The 17,385-nt window shown below is 58.8% G+C and carries 19 protein-coding genes; 15 read left to right on the forward strand and 4 right to left on the reverse strand.

The window, feature by feature from the left end:
- The first annotated feature begins 2 nt into the window (after positions 1–2).
- The 11 genes from ACFVTJ_RS15700 to guaA all read left to right on the forward strand — a co-directional run bounded on the left by ACFVTJ_RS15700 (position 3) and on the right by guaA (position 11,586).
- The gene (locus ACFVTJ_RS15700) at positions 3–875 is read left to right on the forward strand and encodes an SDR family oxidoreductase (RefSeq protein WP_386908864.1); all 873 of its coding nucleotides are present in this window, start codon (positions 3–5) and stop codon (positions 873–875) included.
- A gap of 426 nt (positions 876–1,301) precedes the next feature.
- Complete coding sequence (locus ACFVTJ_RS15705; RefSeq protein ID WP_063949493.1) at positions 1,302–1,670, forward strand: septal ring lytic transglycosylase RlpA family protein; 369 nt, start codon at positions 1,302–1,304, stop codon at positions 1,668–1,670.
- Positions 1,671–1,731: 61 nt separating this feature from the next.
- Positions 1,732–3,021 carry an RsmB/NOP family class I SAM-dependent RNA methyltransferase gene (locus tag ACFVTJ_RS15710; RefSeq protein ID WP_386908866.1) on the forward strand — a complete coding sequence of 430 codons (1,290 nt, stop codon included), beginning with the start codon at positions 1,732–1,734 and terminating at the stop codon, positions 3,019–3,021.
- Between the two features lie 155 nt (positions 3,022–3,176).
- On the forward strand, positions 3,177–4,454 hold the full coding sequence (locus tag ACFVTJ_RS15715; protein WP_386908868.1) for an imelysin family protein: 1,278 nt from the start codon (positions 3,177–3,179) through the stop codon (positions 4,452–4,454).
- A 58-nt stretch (positions 4,455–4,512) separates the two neighbouring features.
- Positions 4,513–6,036 (forward strand): di-heme oxidoredictase family protein, encoded by a 1,524-nt coding sequence (locus ACFVTJ_RS15720; RefSeq protein ID WP_386909235.1) that lies wholly within the window; start codon positions 4,513–4,515, stop codon positions 6,034–6,036.
- Positions 6,036–7,157 carry an imelysin family protein gene (locus ACFVTJ_RS15725; protein ID WP_386908870.1) on the forward strand — a complete coding sequence of 374 codons (1,122 nt, stop codon included), beginning with the start codon at positions 6,036–6,038 and terminating at the stop codon, positions 7,155–7,157. The genes ACFVTJ_RS15720 and ACFVTJ_RS15725 overlap by 1 nt, the downstream gene beginning before the upstream one ends.
- A gap of 3 nt (positions 7,158–7,160) precedes the next feature.
- The gene (locus ACFVTJ_RS15730; RefSeq protein ID WP_386908872.1) at positions 7,161–8,255 is read left to right on the forward strand and encodes a DUF1513 domain-containing protein; all 1,095 of its coding nucleotides are present in this window, start codon (positions 7,161–7,163) and stop codon (positions 8,253–8,255) included.
- A 51-nt stretch (positions 8,256–8,306) separates the two neighbouring features.
- On the forward strand, positions 8,307–8,759 hold the full coding sequence (locus tag ACFVTJ_RS15735) for a TspO/MBR family protein (RefSeq protein WP_386908874.1): 453 nt from the start codon (positions 8,307–8,309) through the stop codon (positions 8,757–8,759).
- Positions 8,760–8,837: 78 nt separating this feature from the next.
- A complete protein-coding gene (locus ACFVTJ_RS15740; RefSeq protein ID WP_153776387.1) occupies positions 8,838–9,290 on the forward strand; it encodes a PaaI family thioesterase in 453 nt (150 codons plus the stop codon).
- On the forward strand, positions 9,287–9,925 hold the full coding sequence (locus ACFVTJ_RS15745; protein WP_386908876.1) for a 5'-methylthioadenosine/S-adenosylhomocysteine nucleosidase: 639 nt from the start codon (positions 9,287–9,289) through the stop codon (positions 9,923–9,925). The genes ACFVTJ_RS15740 and ACFVTJ_RS15745 overlap by 4 nt, the downstream gene beginning before the upstream one ends.
- 83 nt (positions 9,926–10,008) lie before the next feature.
- A complete protein-coding gene (guaA, locus tag ACFVTJ_RS15750; RefSeq protein ID WP_386908878.1) occupies positions 10,009–11,586 on the forward strand; it encodes a glutamine-hydrolyzing GMP synthase in 1,578 nt (525 codons plus the stop codon).
- Between the two features lie 74 nt (positions 11,587–11,660).
- Here guaA and ACFVTJ_RS15755 read toward each other — a convergent pair whose 3' ends face one another.
- Positions 11,661–12,149: a hypothetical protein gene (locus tag ACFVTJ_RS15755; protein ID WP_386908880.1), complete on the reverse strand. Its 489-nt coding sequence runs from the start codon at positions 12,147–12,149 to the stop codon at positions 11,661–11,663.
- 139 nt (positions 12,150–12,288) lie between these two features.
- A complete protein-coding gene (locus ACFVTJ_RS15760; protein WP_386908882.1) occupies positions 12,289–12,867 on the reverse strand; it encodes a TetR/AcrR family transcriptional regulator in 579 nt (192 codons plus the stop codon).
- A gap of 177 nt (positions 12,868–13,044) precedes the next feature.
- On the opposite strand from ACFVTJ_RS15760, the gene ACFVTJ_RS15765 reads away from it, so the two are divergent.
- A complete protein-coding gene (locus ACFVTJ_RS15765) occupies positions 13,045–13,761 on the forward strand; it encodes a 2'-5' RNA ligase family protein (RefSeq protein WP_386908884.1) in 717 nt (238 codons plus the stop codon).
- A 182-nt stretch (positions 13,762–13,943) separates the two neighbouring features.
- On the opposite strand, the gene ACFVTJ_RS15770 is transcribed toward ACFVTJ_RS15765, so the two are convergent.
- A complete protein-coding gene (locus ACFVTJ_RS15770; RefSeq protein ID WP_003503889.1) occupies positions 13,944–14,111 on the reverse strand; it encodes a hypothetical protein in 168 nt (55 codons plus the stop codon).
- A gap of 233 nt (positions 14,112–14,344) precedes the next feature.
- On the opposite strand from ACFVTJ_RS15770, the gene ACFVTJ_RS15775 reads away from it, so the two are divergent.
- From ACFVTJ_RS15775 to ACFVTJ_RS15785, 3 genes are all read left to right on the forward strand, one after another.
- On the forward strand, positions 14,345–14,692 hold the full coding sequence (locus tag ACFVTJ_RS15775; RefSeq protein WP_386908887.1) for an ArsC family reductase: 348 nt from the start codon (positions 14,345–14,347) through the stop codon (positions 14,690–14,692).
- Between the two features lie 12 nt (positions 14,693–14,704).
- A complete protein-coding gene (ybaK, locus tag ACFVTJ_RS15780; RefSeq protein WP_386908889.1) occupies positions 14,705–15,181 on the forward strand; it encodes a Cys-tRNA(Pro) deacylase in 477 nt (158 codons plus the stop codon).
- 88 nt (positions 15,182–15,269) lie between these two features.
- Entirely contained in the window at positions 15,270–16,508 is a 1,239-nt protein-coding gene (locus ACFVTJ_RS15785) for an aminopeptidase (protein WP_386908890.1), read from the forward strand.
- A 7-nt stretch (positions 16,509–16,515) separates the two neighbouring features.
- On the opposite strand, the gene ACFVTJ_RS15790 is transcribed toward ACFVTJ_RS15785, so the two are convergent.
- Positions 16,516–17,379 carry an EamA family transporter gene (locus ACFVTJ_RS15790; RefSeq protein WP_386908892.1) on the reverse strand — a complete coding sequence of 288 codons (864 nt, stop codon included), beginning with the start codon at positions 17,377–17,379 and terminating at the stop codon, positions 16,516–16,518.
- Between the last annotated feature and the right edge of the window lie 6 nt (positions 17,380–17,385).

Genomic DNA, 17,385 nt, shown 5'->3' on the forward strand with positions numbered 1-17,385 from the left:
GCATGCATGTGATGATTTTCGGCGCGGGATATTCAGGGAAAGCCATTGCCAACGCGCTGAAAACCGAGGCTACAAGTATTTGCGGCACAACACGCAGCAGGGACAAGTTTGAAAACCTCGGTGCCGCAGGCATGAGGCCGTTGCTCTTCGACGGCGCCCATCTCAATGACGATCTCATCGCCGCAATGGGGAATGTCACCCATCTCGTACAATCCATCGCCCCGGGCAAGGACGGTGACCCGCTGCTTGCGCTTCTGGGCGACGACCTAAAAAAGCTCCTGCCCAATCTGAAATGGGTGGCTTACCTTTCCACCGTCGGCGTTTATGGCGACCATCAGGGCACCTGGGTAGACGAAACGACACCCTGCCGTCCCGTTTCCGCACGCTCTGTCGAGCGGGTGGCGGCTGAGGCCGCGTGGACTGGGGCAACCGAAAAAGCAGATGTGCCGCTTTCCATCCTGCGCCTTTCCGGAATTTATGGCCCGGGACGCAATACCTTCATGAATTTCGAGAAGGGAACGGCGCGAAGGCTGGTGAAGAAGGACCAGGTGTTCAATCGTATCCGGGTCGAGGATATCGGTGCGGCACTTGCTTTTTTGACGCAGAAAAATGAACGCGGCATCTTTAACGTGACGGATGACGAACCCTGCCCACCGCAGGATGTCGTAAGCTTCGCAGCTGAAGTGATGGGTGTTGAACCACCGGCTGAGCAGGATTTCGAGACCGCCGATCTGACGCCCATGGCGCGTTCGTTTTACGGCGAGAACAAGCGTGTTTCCAATGCCAAAATACGGGAGCTCGGCTTTGATTTCCACTTCCCGGAGTACCGGCAGTCGCTCCGACAACTTTGGAAAAATGGCCTCTGGCGCGGCTGAAAACAGCACCACGGAAAACGATGAAAAATCCATCCAACGGCGTTTTTGCGGATGGTTTTCATTGAATTTAAGCGAATTAAGACTTAATTAACTACGCAGAATCACTAAAATCCTAGTCATTGGAAAAATATTTCACTCACATTTCGTGAGGTAGATTCACGAAGGCGTGAGTTGCAATGACATTTCCATTCCGCATTGATTCTGCGGCATTTTTTTCAATTGTCTACACTGAGCTGTGTTGGGTGACTTTCCGGCTAACGATCACGAATATTACAGAATGTAACAGTTCGTGATTTGAGATCAGCTTTTTTTCGCCATTTTTCCCTCGCCCTACAATCTCGCATTAAAAGGCGTTCAGACCAGTTCATGGTCGTTTAGCAAGGGCACAATCAATCGGCGCGGGGCCGATTTTCAGGGAAGTACAGTTTGTTGAATATCCGTCGTATAACTTTCACCGCTGCAACTATTGCCGCCTGTTCCATCATTGCGCCTCTTCAGGCGAATGCGGCAAATGGTTGTGGAGGCGCATCGTGGTATGCGTTGTCCTCCAAGACTGCTTCAGGCGAGCGTATGAACGCCGCCAACCTGACCGCCGCTCACCGCTCCCTGCGGTTCGGCACCAAGGTCAAGGTAACCAACGCCCGCAACGGCAAGGCCGTCGTGGTGCGCATCAACGACCGCGGACCATTCATCAAGGGTCGCGTTCTCGATCTTTCCAAGGCTGCCGCCAAGAACATCGGCATGATCAGCTCCGGCACTGCCAAGGTCTGCTACGAGGTCGTCAAGGCCGATTGAGCCTTGCCCTCGCCGCCATTCGCGTCTACCAACCGGGCTAATCAGCAAGAAGAGGTAGACAATGCGTTTGGGCGGGCGTTTGGCCGGAGCAATCGAAGTATTGGCGGATATTGAGGGACGCAGGCGTCCCGTTGCCGATGCGCTGAAAGATTGGGGCCTCGCCCATCGTTTTGCCGGGTCCGGCGACAGGGCTGCCATCGGCAACATCGTCTACGACGCGCTGCGCATGAAACTGTCGCACGCCTGGTTGATGGATGACGATAGCGCCACCTCGCTTGGTTATGCTGTCCTGTTGCGGCAATGGGGCAAAAGCTTTTCGGAACTTTCGGCGGAATTCGACGGCGACAAGTTCGCCCCCGCCGCGCCCGACGCGGAAAGGCAGCAGGCCTTTCTCTCCCGTTCCCTCGACGATGCGCCGACCCATATTCAGGGCGACATACCCGAATGGGTTCAATCTTCCCTCGAAACGGCATTCGGAGAGCGCTGGCTCACTGAAGCGCAAGCGCTCAACGAGCGACCGACCCTTGATCTGCGTGCCAACACGCTGAAGGCGACCCGGGACAAGGTTCTGAAGGCACTTGAGGAAAGCCGCGCGGAAGCCACGCAGATTGCCCGACAGGGCGTTCGTATTCCCGCCGGCACAGGCCCCTCCCGCCTGCCGAACGTGACTGCCGAACTCTCCTTCCAGAAGGGCTGGTTCGAGGTGCAGGACGAGGGGTCGCAGATCGTCGCCGATCTTGCCGGTGCTCATGAAGGCGAACAGATCCTCGACTTCTGCGCCGGCGGTGGCGGCAAGACGCTGGCCATGGCCGCCAGCATGAACAATAAAGGTCAGGTCCACGCCTTTGATGCCGACCGCAAGCGGCTCGCGCCGATCATCGAGCGGCTGAAGAGGGCCGGTACGCGCAATGTGCAGGTGCATGACCGCGCCTCCGGCCTTGCCCCGTTCCATGAAAAATTCGACCGCGTTCTGGTCGATGCCCCCTGCACCGGCACCGGTACATGGCGCCGCCGTCCCGACACCAAGTGGCGGCTGACAGCGCGCAATCTGGAAGAACGCGTGCAGCAGCAGGGCGAGGCGCTTTCGCAGGCCAAAGGTTTCGTGCGCCCGGGTGGCGAACTGCTTTATGTCACCTGTTCGGTTCTGCCCGAGGAAAACGAACAGCAGGTCAAACGGTTCTGCGCGGAAAACCCGGAGTTTTCGATCGGTTCGGCTCTGGAGCGCTGGCAGTCGATTTTCGGCGGTAACGCCAACAAGCCGCATTCTTCCGATGGCAAAACAGTGACGCTGACGCCTGCAACCACAGATACGGATGGTTTCTTCTTCTGCTTGATGAAACGCAAAGCATAAAACAGGTTTTGCACGCAGCGATTTTACTTGGGAAATACCGAGCCGGCTTGTTTCAAAGCATTCTAAACTAGAATATTTGACACAAGTTTGTGATTGGGTCAGAACTCGCTGGCCGCAGCCTGAAGTCTTTTCATGGCTGCTCAAGGAGAGGGATCATGATCCGCAAAACAATTCTTAGCGCGTCTTTCGTGCTTCTGGCCGCATCGGCGGCTTTCACCGCGCTTCCCGCGCAGGCGGCCACCGACGCTGCCGCCGTTATCAAGCATTATGCCGATGTCGCGCATGCCAAATATGAGGATTCGCTGACCACAGCGAAGAAGCTGGACAAGGCCATCGATGCGCTGATTGCAACGCCGAGCGAAGAGACCCTCAAAGCCGCGCGCGAAGCTTGGATCAAGGCCCGCGTTCCCTACCAGCAGTCGGAAGTCTATCGCTTCGGCAATCCGCTTGTCGATGCCTGGGAAGGCAAGGTCAACGCCTGGCCGCTGGATGAGGGTCTGATCGATTATGTCGACCCCTCTTACGGCACGGAAAGCGACGAGAACGAGCTTTACGTCGCAAACATCATCGCCAATCCGAAGATCAAGATCAGCGGTGAAGAGGTCGATGCCTCCAAGATCACCCCGGAACTGATCGAAAGCCTGCACGAGGCGGGCGATGTCGAAGCCAATGTGACGACCGGGTACCACGCCATCGAATTTCTGCTCTGGGGCCAGGATCTGAACGGCACCGGGCCGGGCGCAGGCAACCGCCCCTACACCGATTATGACAAGGCAAAATGCACGAACGGCAATTGCGACCGCCGCGCCGATTACCTGAAATCCGCCTCCACCCTACTGATCAAGGACCTTCAGGAGATGGTGGATGCCTGGGCGCCGGAAGGTGAGGCCACGAAGACGGTGGAAGCCGATCCGAAGGCAGGCCTCACCGCTATTCTGACCGGCATGGGCTCCCTCTCCTATGGCGAGCTTGCCGGCGAGCGCATGAAGCTTGGCCTGTTGCTGCACGATCCGGAAGAGGAGCATGATTGCTTCTCCGACAATACCTATAATTCACATCTCAACGACGCCATCGGCATCGCTTCTGCCTATACGGGCGACTATACCCGCGTGGATGGTACGAAGATGACCGGCGCGTCGTTGTCGGAACTCGTTGGCGCGAAGGACAAGGCGCTGAACGACGAAATGACGGCGAAGCTGAACAAGACGCTCGACGCCATGCATGCAATGGAAAAGCGCGCCCAGACGGTCGAGGCCTACGACCAGATGATCGGTGAAGGCAATAAGGAAGGCAATGCCGTGGTTCAGGCGGCTATCGACGGTCTCATTGACCAGACGAAGACCGTTGAACGCGTCATCGCGGCACTCGATCTTGGCAAGATCGAACTCGAAGGCTCCGCGAGCCTCGACAATCCGAACGCCGTCTTCAAATAAGCGGCAAGGCGGGCCGCGATCCACTGTGGCCCGCCTACCAAATGTGCTTTCCGACTCCATGGAATTGTCGCTGTCGCCGATCCGCAAGCCGTTTTTCTTCGCCGGGGCAGTGTGTCTTGTGGCGTCGGTGACGCTTGCCGCGCCACTGCGTGACGACCTGACGGAGAAAGACCGAAGCCGCGTGCTGGCTGTCACTGCGCCGACGACCGATTTTACGAAGCCGGAGCCCTTCGAGGCTATGTCCGGCGGCGCGACCACCAGCACCGGCAAGGCCGATGGCAACGCATTTTCCCAACCTTCCGCCACAATGCCCTTCGAGCGGAAGCAGGATTTCAAGCTCGGCAACGCGCTGTTCCAGAAGCTGTGGGTCTCCTCCCCCTCCTCCACCCAGGCCTCGGACGGGTTGGGACCGCTTTATAATGCCCGATCCTGCCAGACCTGCCATGTGAAGGACGGCAGGGGTCGCCCGCCACTTGCCGGCGAAGACCCCGTTTCGCTGTTTCTGCGGTTGGCGCGACCGGCCCGGGACTGGAAGGAACGGGCAGCGATTGCGCGCCATGAGGTGCTGAATTTTCCCGATGAGACCTATGGCCGGCAGCTTCAGAACCTCGCCATACCTGGCCTTGCCGCCGAGGGCAGACCGGTCATCACCTACACTGAAAAGCCTGTGCGCCTTTCGGATGGCGAAGTGGTGACGCTACGCCAGCCCGCCTATTCCGCAGCGGACCTGAAATATGGTCCGCTAGGCGCCGATACGACGCTTTCAGCACGGATCGCCATGCCTACTCTCGGACTTGGCCTGATCGAGGCGATCAGCGAGGCCGATATTCTCGCCAACGCAGACCCCGATGACAAAAATGGCGATGGCATTGCCGGGCGGCCGGCATGGGTCAAGGACCATCGCACCGGTGAAGTGAAACTTGGGCGGTTCGGCTGGAAGGCGCAGAATGCAAGCGTGCGCGACCAGAGCGCCTGCGCCTTTTCCAACGATATCGGCATTTCCACGCCGGATGCGCCGAATGCCTATGGCGATTGCACCGAGGCCCAGAAGGACTGTCTGGCCATGCCAACAGGTGTGCAGCCACGGCTGGGGCCGGTGGAAGCGCCGGACCCGGTTCTTGATCTCGTAACTTTCTACGCGGAGAACCTCGCCGTGCCGCAGCGGCGCGATGCCGGCGATCGAACTGTTCTTCAGGGCAAGCAGCTTTTCTATACAGCCGGCTGCACGGCCTGCCACACCCCGAAATTCGTCACCCGCCGCGATGCCGCCGATCCCATGCATTCCTTCCAGCTGATCTGGCCCTACTCGGATTTTCTCCTGCATGACATGGGAGAGGATCTTGCCGATGGCCAGCAGGTGGGGGAAGCCAGCGGTCGGCACTGGCGCACCCAGCCGCTCTGGGGTATCGGCTTGACGCAGCGCGTCAATGACAACGGTTTTTACCTGCATGACGGGCGGGCGCGCAGCCTGACGGAAGCCATATTGTGGCACGGCGGTGAAGGGCAAAAAGCGCGCGATGCCTTTGCCGCCTTGCAAAAATCCGACCGGCAGGCTTTGCTGGCCTTTCTGGAGTCCCTTTGATGAAGATTTCCATGCGAAAAATTCCCGGCGTCATCTCCGTTCTGCTGCTTCTCACCACGCCGCCGGCAAGGGCGCAGGATGTGGAGCTATTACCGCCGCCGCCGCTTGACCCCGCGCAGGTGCGGGGCGTGATGGAAAAGGCGGTGAACGGCTTCATCCGCCCCGGTTATGACCACTTCCGGCAGTCGGCGCAGACTCTTGAAAGCAGCATGAAGGCCTTCTGCGCCGCACCCTCCAAAACGACGGAGGCAGCAGCGCAGGCGGCTTTTACTGAAACGGTCTTGAACTGGTCGACAATCGAGATCGTGCGTGTCGGCCCGGTGATCGAGAAGAACCGTTTCGAACGCGTGCTCTATTACCCCGACAAGAAGGGTCTCGGACTGAAGCAGGTGCAGCGTTACCTTTCGGAAAAGGATGAAAGCGTTACCACCGCAGACGGCCTGAAAGGCAAGAGCGTCGCGGCACAGGGGCTTGGCGCGCTGGAGTTCGTGCTTTACGGCACAGGCGCGGAAGAATTGCGCGACAAGAAAGGCGATTTTCGCTGCCGTTTCGGCGCCGCCATCGCCGGTAACATCGCCAACGTGGCGACGGAGCTTTCCGATAGCTGGAACGCACCTGACGGTGCGCAGAAAAACTGGACACAGCCGGGACCGGACAACCCCGTGTTTCGTGATGAGCGCGAGGCGCTGGTCGCCCTGCTCGGCATCCTCGTGCACGGCGCAGAGGCAATCCGCGACCAGCGGATCGAGACTTTCTACAAGGGACCGGACAAGGCGAAATTTCCCCGCACCGCCATTTACTGGCGTTCCGGCCTGACCTGGAAGAGCATTTCCGCCAACATCAAGGCCGTACAGACCCTCCTGCACACGGCCGATATGGTCGAACTTGTACCGCCCGATCAGCGCTCCATCGTCAACTCCATCGATTTCATCGCCAAATCGATGATCCGCGTTGCGGCAACGATCGACACCGATGTCGAAAAGGCACTGGACAAGGACGCCCAGCGTGCCAAGGTAGATTACCTGCTGCTCAACGGCAAAGACCTGATTTACCGCCTCAACGACCAATATGGCAGCGCCATCGGCCTGAGTTCCGGCTTTTCCTTTGCTGACGGAGACTGACTGATGATGTCAGGCAGCAAGCGGATGCTGATCGACCGGCGCAGCTTCATCAAGGCGGCGGGTATTCCCTTCCTTGCCGCCCTCGCCCCACGGTCGCTGCATGCGCTGGAACGCACAGACGCCGTCTTTGCCTCCGCCTTCCGCGGTCGCGACGGATCATACGGTATTGCGACGGTGAGCGAGCGCGGCGAGATCATCGATCGCGTTGCGCTTCCCGCCCGCGCCCATGGAATGGCGACGAGCCATGCGACGGGCATCACAGTGGCCTTTGCGCGCCGTCCCGGCACTTTCTTCATGGCCATCGATCCCGTGCGTCGTCAGGAACCTGTGGTGATGCACGCGCCGGAGAACCGCCATTTTTATGGCCATGGGCAATTCTCACCCGATGGCACAATCCTCTACGCGAGCGAAAACGATTTCGACGGCAATCGCGGTGTTATCGGGATTTATGACGCCCGCAACGGCTTTGTCCGCATCGGCGAATATGACGCACATGGTATCGGCACACATGACATGACGGTGAGCGATGACGGGCGGCTCATCGTGATCGCCAATGGCGGAATCGAAACCCATCCGGATTTCGGGCGCACAAAACTCAATATCGACACTATGCAGCCCTCGCTTGTCCTGCTGGATGCGGCGACCGGCCAGCTGATACAGAAACACGCCATGCCGGATCGGCTGCGACAGCTTTCCACCCGCCATGTCGATCTCGCTGATGACGGCCACATCTGGTTTGCATGCCAGTATGAGGGACCACGCAACGATCTTCCGCCGCTTGTCGGCCATTTCTCCCGGGGGGAGGATGTGACCTTCGTGGATTTGCCGGAAGAAACGACGATACGCCTTGCCAATTATGTCGGGGCCATCGCGGTCAACCGACGTGAAGGGCTGGTAGGCCTGACCTCGCCCAACGGCAACGCCGCCGTGACGCTCGATGCGAAATCCGGTCGTGTCGTTTCCGAGACGACCTTGCGCGAAGCGGCGGGCGTGGCCGCGGCAGCCAAGGGCATTGCGGTTTCCTCCTATGATGGATTCTTTCAATCCCGTCGCAGCGACGTGGCGTGGGATCAGCATATCGTGCGCATCGCGGGCTAAAATATTGAAAAGGCTTGGGAACAAAAGTCCGGGCCGCGCATTGGAGGCGTCATGAAAAACATCACCGTCTACATTGTTTTTATCGTCGCCGTTGTCGCCATCGGCGCTCTCATCGGCGTCAACAATGTGCCTGGTGAATGGTACCAGTCTCTGCAAAAGCCCTTCTTCAATCCACCGAACTGGATTTTTGGTCCGGTCTGGACAACGCTTTATGTGCTGATCGGCATCGCCGGCGCACGCACCTGGATCAGAAGGCCCACTGGCACGCGCATGCGGCTGTGGTTTACGCAGATGGTGCTGAACTTCCTGTGGTCACCGATCTTTTTCGGCATGCAAAGCCCCGCTGGCGCGCTCATCATCATCATTCCCATGCTGATCTGCGTCATCGCCTTTATGGTTCTGACCTATAGCCGTGACCTGACATCCACCTTGCTCTTCGCGCCCTATGCCCTGTGGGTTGCCTTTGCCACAGCGCTCAACGCAAGCATCGTCATGCTGAACTAATTGCCGCACTACCCTTGCCTTGCCTGCCGCCACGCGCCATGTCAGTTTGCGATGGGACTTAAAGCAGGCAGGTAGGCCATGGAGATCACGGATCCCGGCGATTTTCGTCAGCGGATAGAAAGAAGCTTTGCGCGGCAAGGCGTGGTGCAGGCCATCAATGCCGAGATAAGCCGCATCGAGCACCGGCTGGTGGAAATCGAGCTTCCCTTCCATGAAAAGCTGACCCAGCAGCACGGCATATTGCATGCGGGCGTGATAGCCGCCGGTCTGGATACTGCCTGCACCTATGCCGCCTACACGATAATCGAGCCGGAAGCCTCGCTTTTGACCATCGAGTTCAAGGTCAACCTGATGTCGCCGGGACGTGGTGAGCGGTTCCTGTTTCGCGGCGAGATCATCAAGCCCGGAAATAATCTGATCGTCGCCGATGGCCGCGCCTATGCGCTTTCGGATGGGGGGCCGGCGAAGCTGATCGCCTCCATGACGGGCACGATGATGGTGGTAAAAGGGCGCGAGGATATTACCGGATGAGCTACCGGCTTTCGCATGTTGCGGATAAATCCATTCTTTTCGTCATGGCGGCCTCCGCCGAATACGGCCCCCACCTGCAGGCGCGCATTACGCCCCTGATGACCGGCGTCGGCCCAGTGGAAGCTGCCATTTCGGTTACGGCCATTCTTGCTGGTCTCGATGCGGCTGACCATCTGCCCGACCTCGTCGTTTCGCTCGGTTCCGCTGGTTCACGGACATTGCAACAGACGGGCATCTACCAAGTGGCTTCGGTTTCCTATCGAGATATGGATGCATCCGCCTTTGGTTTCGCGAAGGGGCGCACGCCGTTTCTCGATCTGCCCGCCGAAGTTGCCCTGCCACTCCGGATACCCGATATTGCAGAGGCGAGACTCTCCACCGGCGGCAACGTCGTTTCCGGAGAAGCCTATGGGTTGATCGATGCCGATATGGTGGAAATGGAAACCTTTGCGGTCTTGCGAGCCTGTCAGCGCTTCGGTGTGCCGCTCATCGGCCTGCGCGGTATTTCCGATGGCAAGGCCGATGTGAACCATGTGGACGACTGGACGGAGTATCTTGATATCATCGACGAAAAGCTGGCAGACGCCGTCGACCGGCTCTGCCGCGCCATCGAGGACGATGTGATTGCCCTTTGAAACCTTGCGATTTTCGCAAATTTCCGCCGTTTGAAGCCCGCTTCCGGGTTGCCTAAAGCCCCGCTTTTCTTTAAAGGCTCGCCATGACCCAGATAGCCCATCCCGACAGCATTCTCATCATCGATTTCGGCAGCCAGGTGACGCAGCTGATTGCGCGCCGCATCCGCGAAGCCGGGGTCTATTGCGAAATCCACCCGTTCCAGAATGCCGCAGAGGCTTTCGAGAAGCTTCAGCCCAAGGGCGTGATCTTCTCCGGCGGCCCCGCATCTGTCACGGCGGAAGGCAGCCCGCGCGCACCGCAGGCGGTGTTCGACAGCAAGGTTCCGATCCTCGGCATCTGCTACGGCCAGCAGACGCTCTGCACGCAGCTCGGCGGCGTGGTCGAAGGTGGCCATGCGGCGGAATTCGGCCGGGCCGATATCGACATCAAGAAGGCGAGCCCGCTGTTCGACGGTTTCTGGGAACAGGGCAAGAGCTATCCTGTCTGGATGAGCCACGGCGATCGCGTCACGAAGCTGCCGGAAGGTTTCGAAGTTATTGCAACTTCCGAGAACGCACCTTTCGCCATCGCAGCCGACGAGGCGCGCCACTACTACACCACCATGTTCCACCCGGAAGTGGTGCACACGCCTGATGGCGGCAAGCTGCTCTCCAATTTCGTGCACAAGATCGTCGGCCTCAAATCCGATTGGACGATGGCCGCCTATCGCGCCGAAATGATCCGCAAGATCCGCGATCAGGTCGGCACAGGCCGCGTTCTCTGCGCGCTTTCCGGCGGCGTCGATTCCTCGGTTGCGGCCATCCTCATTCATGAGGCAATCGGTGACCAGCTAACCTGCGTTTATGTCGACCATGGCCTGATGCGGCTTGGCGAAAGCGAGCAGGTCGTCGGCATGTTCCGCGATCACTACAATATTCCGTTGGTGCACGTGGACGCCGCCGATCTCTTCCTCGGTGAACTCTCGGGCGTTTCCGACCCGGAAGTGAAGCGCAAGACCATTGGCCGACTGTTCATCGAGGTCTTCGAGGCCGAAGCGGCCAAGATTGCCGCCGATGGCAAGGGCGCACCGAAGTTCCTGGCGCAGGGTACGCTTTATCCTGACGTCATCGAAAGCGTGTCCTTCTCCGGTGGCCCCTCGGTCACCATCAAGAGCCACCACAATGTCGGCGGCCTTCCAGAGCGCATGAACATGCAGCTCGTCGAGCCGCTGCGTGAACTCTTCAAGGATGAAGTGCGCGCGCTTGGTCGCGAACTCGGCCTGCCGGAAAGCTTCATCGGTCGCCATCCCTTCCCCGGCCCCGGTCTGGCGATCCGCTGCCCCGGCGCGATTACCCGCGAGAAGCTCGATATCCTGCGCAAGGCGGATGCGATCTATCTCGACGAAATTCGCAAGGCTGGTCTTTACGACACCATCTGGCAGGCCTTTGCCGTGCTGCTGCCGGTGCAGACTGTCGGCGTCATGGGCGATTACCGCACCTATGACTTCGTCTGCGCGCTGCGCGCCGTAACTTCGGTGGATGGCATGACGGCGGATTTCTATCCCTATGACATGAACTTCCTCGGCCGCGCGGCGACCCGCATCATCAACGAAGTGCGCGGCATCAACCGCGTCGTTTATGACGTGACGAGCAAGCCACCTGGCACCATCGAGTGGGAATAGAATCATACTCGATACGGTGACGTTGCTGCCGCAACGCCACCGTATCGAAGGCAGTTTTAATGATGACGTCGCGACTAGTTCGCGGCGTTTCTGTTTTGTCGTGTGAGATAGATCACCTGGGCGGTCAGCCCGACCACGAGGATTGCCAGCAATCCCGCCTGAGCGCCGAGAAGCAGCGGCGATTTCAGGTCCGTAACTATCGGGTGACCATCGGGGACGCGACGTAGAATTTCGCTAACGGTTGGCACCATCAACAGAAACGCAGTGATGCTGAGACAGATGGTTTCAATATATCTGGCGATACGCGTTGAACCCAGGACGCGTTCTATTCCATAGCCCGCAAGCAGGAACAGGATAGTCAGGACGCCAACGCCGTAGCTGACCGGCTGATGCGCCACGAGGAAGACCGTTGCAGCGCCAATCAGCATGGAGACGAAATAGATTGCACCCGGCGTGGATCGGGGAACGATTCGACCGTGACGGGCAAACATGTAGATGGCCACAGGAATTGCCGGCAGGCTACCGAGCGTGTGGACCCAGCCGAGCGGAGAAATACCGAACATGCGAATTGCCTTTCTTTTCCGGGAGATGGGTGGTGCGGGACGCAGATTGTCATCGACATATCTACGAGCATAACGTCGTCAGTTGATTGGTGGGCACCTCGCTCGGGTCATGCGTCCACGCCCTTTACGAGGTGCAATTTCAAGCAGTAATGCGCTCCAGCATGGGGCGCGTTATCGCGGCAAAGGTCGCGGGATCGCCGTGCGCACGTGCCGAAAGCATTGCCCCGTGCACTGTCGCCATAAAGATTTCAGCATTGGCCCGCGCTGCTCCGGTCAGTACGACACGCCCCTGGGCAACGCCGCGCTGCAGGACGGCGGTAAGCCAGTCCGAGAGACCTCGGAAATGTGCGCGTATTTCAGTAACGACCGTTTCAGGGAGAATCGGTATTTCGCTGGCAAGAAGCGCACAGACGCAGAAGGGATGGGTCGCATCGGCGATGCATCCCTGCCAATAGCCTATATAGGCGCGAAGCTGTTCCAACGGATCGGAGATGTTTCGCTCCAGCTCGGCGATACCGGCTTCAGCCTCCAGCCTGTATTGCGCGACCAGTTTTTGGACCAGATTCGATTTGCTGGGAAAATGGTGGTGAATGCTTGCATTGCGAATACCCACCACGTGAGAAATATCGGCATAGCTGAAACTATTGTAGCCCCCTCTTATAATCAGCGTGCGCGCGCACTGGAGAATATCATCGGCTTTGCTTTGCGAAATTTTCATGCGCTTTACCTACCAACTAGTAGGTAGCGTGTCAACCGGGGTTATTTTGGGTGATTTTCCCTCTCCATTGCAGAACTGAATTGCCCGGCACTTGCGTAGTTTGTTCTATTTTTGTTCTTTTAATTTTTCGCGGCGATGATAATATCGCGGCCTTGGCATAGGCCGTGGAGCATCGTCGTGGATTTGGAGTTGACGGATAAAGGAGGGTCAAGGCAGCTTTTCCTTGAAGGGTTTGAGCTGGAGAAACCGCGCCGGATCAACCCACGATTCAGCAGCAAGGTCTTGATTGTGCTGAAACCGCCAGCAGCCTTGGCGGAGAGGATTTTCACCGATGCATCGTGCCACGCCGCAGGGCGGACAAAGCGTGAGGCCTGTCCGGCGGCGCTTCTGCATATCACCCTGCTCTGTATCGGATGTTTCGACACCGTTCCTCACGGCCTTGTAAACCGGATGAAAGCGGCACTGGGGGAGATAAGGGCGCGGCCGGTTCCGATCACGTTCGATGGGAGTTCGCTTTTCGGCAATCGCAACTGTCTGGTGCTAAACAGCCGCCGGGAGATGCTGGAGCTTAAAGCCTTGGCGAAGATGGTCCAGCGCGCCCTCTGGCGGGCAAATCTTCCCTATGTCGCCGCGTCACCATTTACGCCGCACCTGACCGCGATCTATGGCTGCGGGAAAATAGAAACCATGCCTGTTGAAAAGCCCTATAGCTGGCTGGCGGGCAGTTTCGAACTCATCTTCAGCCATAATGGGGAAACGCGGCACGAATCTCTCGGACGCTTCGGACTTTCGGCGAAAGCGGAGCGCTACGAGGAGCCCGAGAATCAATTATATCTACCGGAGAAAATATTCAGCATGCCGAAGCGGCAAATCCGCAAGATAGCGGCTCGATAAAGCGGGCCTGAAACAGCATGGCATCGATGCCTAAACTATCTGCTGCGTACTGAATGCCGTAGGCATGCGCTTGTCTGCAACAAGGGCGCAGTTCACATCACCGCAGCACCTGTCGAAACCAAGGGGATTCCGCTGCCCAGCGCAAGCGAGGCGATTTCGCCTCGCTATAAACGATAAGCAGCTTAGAGCTGGACCTTGTCGAAAGCCTTGCCGTCGATGCCGAGAGCTTCGAGATCGGCACGGGCGGGCTTGCGATGTGCGCGAACAGCGGCCGAAACCGAGAGCGCTGCACCGAGAACGGCGAAAGTTTCACCGAAGAAGTTACGCGATGTCTTTGCAACCTGACGCATTTTAATCTCCATCTTTGTTGTCCAGATAATGGGGATTTCATGCCTCTTCCACAACTCTTGATGTAGCAGGGAAGCCATGCAGCTTTGCTCGCGCTCGTTTGGATGCCAGCCACCTCGATTTTGCATAGCTCGTGCACGACGTTTGATCAATCGACCCAAGGCACCTCAGCCGCGGCTTGAATAAGACGGATATTTTGTTATGCCGGAAGGCTTGAAGACAAAGAGGCGATAGCATGACGGTCACGATTTACGGCATCAAAAATTGCGACACGATTAAGAAGGCGAGAAGCTGGCTGGAGTTGAACAACGTCGATTATTCTTTCCATGACTACAAGGCAGCCGGTATCGACCGCGCCCATCTGGAAACATGGTGTGATGCCGCTGGCTGGGAAACGGTTCTCAACCGGGCCGGCACGACCTTCAAGAAACTCGACGACGGCCAGAAGGCCGATCTTACGCGCGAAAGGGCCATCGGCCTTATGCTCGAGCAGCCCTCGATGATCAAACGTCCGGTGCTGGAAGCGAAGGGCGAGATAACGATCGGCTTCAAGCCGGACATCTACCAGACCCTTTTCGCCTGAACGCAGCCTGCCATGTCCAAAACGACCCGCGCCACCCAGATGCTGACGAAGGCCGGTATTGCCTTCACCGCCGTTACCTATGACTACGACCCGAATGCCGATCGCATCGGCCTGCAGGCGGCCGAGGCGATTGGCGAGCCGCCGCATCTGGTGCTGAAGACGCTGATGGCGGAGCTGGACGGCAAGCCCGTCTGCGTCGTCGTTCCTTCGGACCGCGAGGTCAGCATGAAGAAGCTGGCCGCCGCCTTTGGGGGCAAATCCGCCAGCATGATGAAACCCGCCGATGCCGAGCGGGCGACCGGCTATCATGTCGGCGGCATCAGCCCTTTCGGACAGAAGAAGCAGGTGCCGACAGCCATTGACGCCGAGGCCATGGCCCATGATTACGTCTACATGAATGGCGGGCAACGTGGTTTGCAGGTGAGGCTTTCGCCCCGCGACGCCCAGAGAGCGCTGAAGGCCATTGTCGCACCGCTGGTTGCGGAATGAGGTGCAAGAGGCGCTCCTGAAAGCATTTGGCTTTCGGAAGGAATGAGCTATGGTCGGCGCCTCCTATTGAAATAGACGAAGGCAGATCATGACCGTTTCCCCCATCGATCCCGTCAAACTGGAAAAACTCGCGGAAGTCGCCGTCAAGGTTGGTCTGCAATTGCAGAAGGATCAGGATCTGGTGATCACTGCGCCGCTGGCAGCCCTGCCGCTCGTCAGGCTTTTGACAAAACATGCCTATATGGCCGGCAGCGGGCTGGTTACCACTTTCTACTCCGACGAGGAAACCACGCTTTCGCGCTATCGTCATGCGAGCGACGCGAATTTCGACCGGGCTTCCGGCTGGCTCTATGAGGGCATGGCGAAAGCCTATGCCAACGGCGCGGCGAGGCTGGCGATTGCTGGCGACAACCCCATGCTGCTGGCAGAGCAGGACCCCGCCAAGGTGGCGCGCGCCAACAAGGCCAATTCCACCGCCTATAAGCCGGCGCTGGAAAAGATTTCCAACTTCGATATCAACTGGAACATCATTTCTTACCCCAATCCTTCCTGGGCAAAGCAGGTCTTCCCCGGCCTCACCGAGGATGAAGCGGTGCGCAAGCTCGCGGATGCCATCTTCGCCGCCTCACGGGTGGATGTGGCCGACCCCGTCGCCGCATGGGCGCAGCACAACGTCAATCTCGCCAAGCGCTCCGCATGGCTGAACGGCGAACGTTTCTCCGCGCTGCATTTCACCGGCCCCGGCACGGATGTGAAGATCGGTCTGGCAGATGGCCACGAATGGCACGGCGGCGCCTCCACGGCCAAGAACGGCGTGACCTGCAATCCGAATATTCCGACCGAAGAAGTCTTCACCACACCGCACGCCCTGCGTGTTGAGGGTTACGTTTCCAGCACCAAGCCGCTGTCGCATCAGGGAACATTGATCGATGATATCCAGGTGAAATTCGAAGCGGGTCGCATCGTTGAAGCCAAGGCTTCCAAGGGTGAAGCCGTGCTGAACAAGGTCCTCGACACCGATGAGGGCGCGCGGCGTCTCGGTGAAGTGGCGCTTGTGCCGCATTCCTCGCCGATTTCGGCGAGCGGCATCCTGTTCTACAACACGCTGTTCGATGAAAACGCCTCGTGCCATATCGCTCTCGGCCAGTGCTATTCGAAATGCTTCCTTGACGGCGCTTCGCTGTCGCAGGACCAGATCAAGGCGCAGGGCGGCAATTCCAGCCTGATCCACATCGACTGGATGATCGGCTCCAATAAGGTGGATATCGATGGCGTGAAGCCGGATGGCTCCACGGTACCTGTCATGCGCAAGGGCGAATGGGCCTGACGGCCCCCTACCTCGGCAACTGACTGCGCTGACTGAGCCAGATGCTGAAAAGTACGGCGATGAAACCGGCCATCTGCGCTGGCGCTAGGCTTTGACCGAGCGCCAGCCAGCCCAGTAGAGTTGCAACGACGGGGCTTAAGAAACCGAGCGATGCGGCCGCGGAAGGTTCGATGCGGGCAAGCCCACGAAACCACAGAAGGTAGGTAAGTGCCGCACCGATAAGGCCGAGATAGGCCATACCGAGAACATTGGCCGCCGTTGGCGCCGGCAGGGCCGGCTCAAGAAGATAAGCGACCGGCAAAAGAAGAATGCCCCCCGCCGTCAATTGCCAGGCGGTGAAGGTGAGGTTCGAGACCGGCGGGCGCCATTTGCGGGTCAGCACCGTTCCGAAGGCCATGGAGACGGCACCGGCAAGACCTGCGGCGACGCCGACACCATCCAGTGCCGCGCCGGGGGTCAGCACCAGAAGCGCGACGCCGGCAATGCCGAGAAAACCGGCGACGATGGCGAGCGGCCGCACCGGCGCAGCAAGAAACAGCCGCGACAGCCCGATGACGATGAGTGGTTGCACCGCGCCCACCGTCGCCGCGACACCGCCGGGCAATCGATAGGCCGAAACGAAAAGCATCGCCCAGAAGAACGAGAAATTGAGCGCGCCGAGAATGAAGCTGCGCGGCCACCAGATGCCCTGCGGCAGCTTTCGGACGAGAAGCAGCAGCAGGACACCGGCCGGCAAGGCGCGCAGCATCGCGACATGCAGCGGATATCCCTGCGGCAGGAATTCCGTGGTGACAAAATAGGTGGTTCCCCAGATGGCGGGAGCAAGCGCTGTCGCCAGCACATCGGCGACGTAGGTGGTATTTTTCTTCATTTCAAG

The organism is Agrobacterium sp. NPDC058088 (assembly GCF_042885035.1).
Lineage (GTDB): Bacteria > Pseudomonadota > Alphaproteobacteria > Rhizobiales > Rhizobiaceae > Agrobacterium.

What these genes read in the sequence shown, in the direction of transcription:
- ACFVTJ_RS15720 (WP_386909235.1), top strand. Translation starts at nt 4,513, where the DNA reads ATGGAATTGTCGCTGTCGCCGATCCGCAAGCCGTTTTTCTTCGCCGGG.
- ACFVTJ_RS15790 (WP_386908892.1), bottom strand. Translation starts at nt 17,379, where the DNA reads ATGAAGAAAAATACCACCTACGTCGCCGATGTGCTGGCGACAGCGCTT.
- ybaK (WP_386908889.1), top strand. Translation starts at nt 14,705, where the DNA reads ATGTCCAAAACGACCCGCGCCACCCAGATGCTGACGAAGGCCGGTATT.
- ACFVTJ_RS15755 (WP_386908880.1), bottom strand. Translation starts at nt 12,149, where the DNA reads ATGTTCGGTATTTCTCCGCTCGGCTGGGTCCACACGCTCGGTAGCCTG.
- ACFVTJ_RS15770 (WP_003503889.1), bottom strand. Translation starts at nt 14,111, where the DNA reads ATGCGTCAGGTTGCAAAGACATCGCGTAACTTCTTCGGTGAAACTTTC.
- ACFVTJ_RS15730 (WP_386908872.1), top strand. Translation starts at nt 7,161, where the DNA reads ATGATGTCAGGCAGCAAGCGGATGCTGATCGACCGGCGCAGCTTCATC.
- guaA (WP_386908878.1), top strand. Translation starts at nt 10,009, where the DNA reads ATGACCCAGATAGCCCATCCCGACAGCATTCTCATCATCGATTTCGGC.
- ACFVTJ_RS15785 (WP_386908890.1), top strand. Translation starts at nt 15,270, where the DNA reads ATGACCGTTTCCCCCATCGATCCCGTCAAACTGGAAAAACTCGCGGAA.
- ACFVTJ_RS15735 (WP_386908874.1), top strand. Translation starts at nt 8,307, where the DNA reads ATGAAAAACATCACCGTCTACATTGTTTTTATCGTCGCCGTTGTCGCC.
- ACFVTJ_RS15725 (WP_386908870.1), top strand. Translation starts at nt 6,036, where the DNA reads ATGAAGATTTCCATGCGAAAAATTCCCGGCGTCATCTCCGTTCTGCTG.
- ACFVTJ_RS15760 (WP_386908882.1), bottom strand. Translation starts at nt 12,867, where the DNA reads ATGAAAATTTCGCAAAGCAAAGCCGATGATATTCTCCAGTGCGCGCGC.
- ACFVTJ_RS15745 (WP_386908876.1), top strand. Translation starts at nt 9,287, where the DNA reads ATGAGCTACCGGCTTTCGCATGTTGCGGATAAATCCATTCTTTTCGTC.
- ACFVTJ_RS15715 (WP_386908868.1), top strand. Translation starts at nt 3,177, where the DNA reads ATGATCCGCAAAACAATTCTTAGCGCGTCTTTCGTGCTTCTGGCCGCA.
- ACFVTJ_RS15740 (WP_153776387.1), top strand. Translation starts at nt 8,838, where the DNA reads ATGGAGATCACGGATCCCGGCGATTTTCGTCAGCGGATAGAAAGAAGC.
- ACFVTJ_RS15700 (WP_386908864.1), top strand. Translation starts at nt 3, where the DNA reads ATGCATGTGATGATTTTCGGCGCGGGATATTCAGGGAAAGCCATTGCC.
- ACFVTJ_RS15710 (WP_386908866.1), top strand. Translation starts at nt 1,732, where the DNA reads ATGCGTTTGGGCGGGCGTTTGGCCGGAGCAATCGAAGTATTGGCGGAT.
- ACFVTJ_RS15775 (WP_386908887.1), top strand. Translation starts at nt 14,345, where the DNA reads ATGACGGTCACGATTTACGGCATCAAAAATTGCGACACGATTAAGAAG.